This window comes from Tissierella sp. (genome assembly GCF_052089545.1).
Taxonomy (GTDB): domain Bacteria; phylum Bacillota; class Clostridia; order Tissierellales; family Tissierellaceae; genus Tissierella_A.
This window is the reverse complement of the sequence record NZ_JBQDAA010000063.1, coordinates 1-3,622: the sequence shown is the minus strand read 5'-3', so window position 1 is coordinate 3,622 and position 3,622 is coordinate 1. Positions and strand designations below refer to the sequence as shown.

At 33.4% G+C, this 3,622-nt stretch carries 1 protein-coding gene; it reads right to left on the bottom strand.

Annotation, left to right across the window (positions count from 1 at the left end; translation table 11 throughout):
- Positions 1-49: 49 nt before the first annotated feature.
- Positions 50-3,544, bottom strand: a complete 3,495-nt coding sequence (locus ACTHW2_RS06330; RefSeq protein ID WP_442263127.1) for a cell wall-binding repeat-containing protein — start codon at positions 3,542-3,544, stop codon at positions 50-52.
- Positions 3,545-3,622: the final 78 nt, after the last annotated feature.

Genomic DNA, 3,622 nt, shown 5'->3' with positions numbered 1-3,622 from the left:
CGTGTATCTTTTATTATTTCTACTATATATTTATAGTGGCATATTAAAATTATTCGTTAGCAGTTACTTCAGCTTCATAGCCTTCAACAGTTTCAATCTTAACAACTACCTTTGACGGTCTTGTAGCTTTTTCTGCTGCATCTTCTGCATCTGGATATTGACCATCTTCATATATTCCTTTTGTCCAAGAATAGTCAGAACTTACTTCAGCTCTATGGTAAAAGAAAGTTGTCATATCAGCTTTTGCTAATGTGTCTTCATATCTTCCATTTTGTCCAACGGATAATGAATTTGTTGCTAGTAAATTATCTTGAGCATCATACAAGATAACATCTAATGAATTTAATTCATCTTTTGCTAATTCATCTTTTATACTAACTTGTGACCAATTTAAAGCTACTTTTGTATATTCATCATTATTACTTGCTTTTAGATCCTTTTCATAAGTCACAGCAAGTTTTTCTAAGTCTTCTACGGCAGAATCAATATCTTCTTTTACACCTTCATTAAACTTAGTTTTACTTGCTTTAACTGATGAACCTACTTTAGCTTTGTTTACAGCTAAGTCTTTTACATAAACTGAGTCTTCATCATTTTCATCTGCTAATACTATAGTTATAGTAGCTGATTGAGAAACATTTACATGGTTTTCAAGTGTTAACTCAAGTTTATTATCTTTACCTGTAACTTTTTCAACACTTTCTACTTCAAACTCAGAACCTGCTATTTCAACCTTAAAGTTATCAGCTGCATTTGAATCTATATTTATATCTATATCTTCATCAAATGTTACTTCTATTTTGTTTGTCATTGTCTTATTATCTACATCTTCTGTACCTACATAGTATAGTGCTGATTCTAGTTCTGGTTTTACATTATCTTTAGATGTAAATATAGCTTCTGCTGGTGCTTTTGTTTGTAAGCTTCCTACTATTATAGATCCAGCTTGTGTTTTAACATCTGTTGTTATACCAAGTTTATACTTAGTACCGATTTCAAATGTTTCTTCTGGGAATACTATTCTTACTTTTTCACGTCCGCCAACAAAGTCTGCAGTTGTACCATTTGGAAGTCCTTTTCCATCAAGTCTATAGTTTTTAACTTCACGTGCAGAGTCTCCCATTTCTGTACGATAGTTAATTTCTAAGATGTTTTCGCCTATTTCTAGATTTTCTGCTAAGTCAAACTCTTTATACTTAAAGTTAGTTTCTACTTCTTCACCAACAGTTACAAACATCTTATCATTTTTAAGGGTATTTACTAAATAAGTTGCTACATTAGTTTCATCTTCTGCATTTTGGAATTTATCTGCTTTAAATTCTATTGTATATGGTGCATCTTTTAGTTCTTCATTATTATTGAATACAATCTCTTTTCCAGAAAATAAAGTTTCTCCAAATCCTTCTATGATTATATCATCTTTATCACGAACTACAAAGTCTGTTCCTTCTGAAAGTGCCCCCTCAATTTTTATATCATTTTCAAAAGTAACAACTAAGTCTTTCTTATCTCTAAGAACAGTTGAATCTACAACTGGCTTAGTATTGTTTTTGTGTAGAGTTACTTCTCTTGTTGCTTTTTTACCAAATAAGCCATTAGCTTTATATTTCTCTATTGTTACAGTTAGGTCTACTGATGTTTCACCTTTTCTGTAAAGTGGGTTTTCGTTACCTTCTTCTTTGTCAGAAACTACTACCCATATACCTGTATTACCATCTTTAGTTCCTGGTGTTGCAAATGATTCTGATCCGTTACCATTAACTATTTCATTATTGTTTGATGGGAATTCATGAGTTCCCTTGTTAACAATTACTGAATCCTCAGATAGTTCTACTTCAGTATTTGTTTCAACAAAGAATCTATTTGCATTTACTTCTTCTACTCCTAGTACTTCTGGTGTAGTTACTGCATCTGTTATTGTATATTTACCAGTTAACACGCTAGCTACTGAAGGATATGCTGATGCTGTGTCTTCTACATCAAATAATACAACTTCGTGTATACCTTTTTTCTTAGCTACATCTTTAGCTGTATCAACTGTAATTGTAGCTGTGTATTTATAATCTCCAGCTTCAGTATTTCTTCCGCTTAATTCTGTATTTGCATTTTCTTCAGTAATTTCAACACCATCTACTTTAATAAGTGTAACATCTTTAGCAACTGGTCTATCAAATGTAAATTCTAATTTACCATTCTTATAGTCAACCTTTTTAAGTGATGGAGCTTTTGATTCATTAAATGTCATTTCTTCCGAAACAAATTTTTCTAAGTTTTTACCTTCTGCTGATTTTATAGCATCCTTTGTTTGAAGAACGTATTTATCTCCGTTTTGGAATTCTTCACCTTCAGCTAATAATAGTGTTGCAGTTTTACCATCTTCTGATATTTGTATATCAGTTATGTTATTTGTCATATCATCATTGTTAACTTTTAATTGATAGTTTGATTGAGTTTTAGCTGTATCTTCATCAACCGCCACGTTAAATTTAACTTCTAGCTCAGAAGCATTAATAGCACTTGCTGATTCTACTTTTGCTTCTACTGGTTCTTCTGGTTCTTGTACTTCTGATGCTAATGCTTCAAATACATTTGTATCTATTGCGCCTGTTCCACCTAGTACATAAGTGTTAACTCCTGCATTGTGTACATAGTCTACTAAGTCATTGTTTATCTTAGTTCCTTGGCTTAGAAGGATTGGAGCATTGTGCATAGCTGCAAAGTATCCACCAACTAAAGCGTCTGCATACTTGTATCCGTTTGCTACTACTGTAGCTTGTGGGTTATTGAAGTATCTAGCTGCTATTGCTAGTGCAGTTGCTTCTCTGTCTTTTCCTGATACTCTATCAACTTCTGTTATAACATCTTCTAGTGCTTCTTTACCTTGTGCACTAACTGCTGCTGTTCCACCAACTATAGTTGCGTCTTTTACTCCCATAGTTCCTGCAGCATCTATCGTTGCTTGTGGTACTGTGTTTTCATAAGTTATTAATATTGGAGCATTTTCTTGAGCTGAAACTGGTCCAATAGCTAACGCGTCAGCTAATGAATTAAACTCAACTACAAATGCTTTTTCTGCAGTTTCAGAACCAAATACTTCTTCTGCTATTTTTATAGCTGTTTCTGTTCTGTCACTACCTTTAATTCTTTTAACGTTAAGATCTTCTGCTTTAAGAGCATCAGCTACCTTTTCTTGAACTGCTGCTTCTCCACCTAAGATATAAACGTTTTTAGCTCCTAATCTTTCGATCTCTGTCATAAGATCTGCATCTAACTTATTTTTGTAAGTTAGTAATAGTGGAGCATTTTTTTCGTCAGCAAGTAGTGTACCTGTTAATGCGTCTGGTTCACCACTAAATCCTGCTAACACCACCGTATCTGCTTTGTCGTAAGCTTCTTCGCTTACTGCGATAGCTGTTTTTACTCTGTCGCTACCTGCTAGTCTTGAAACTTCATATTCGCCAGCTACTGGAGCTGCTTGTGCTATTCCTGGTAGTATCATTGCAAATACTAAAAGAACAGCCATTAATTTACTATACTTTCTCAAAATAATTCCCCCTTTGGTTTTTTGTGTTTGTTGCTCAATTTGTACTCTGTAAGGTGTTACCCTTTGGCTATATTATAT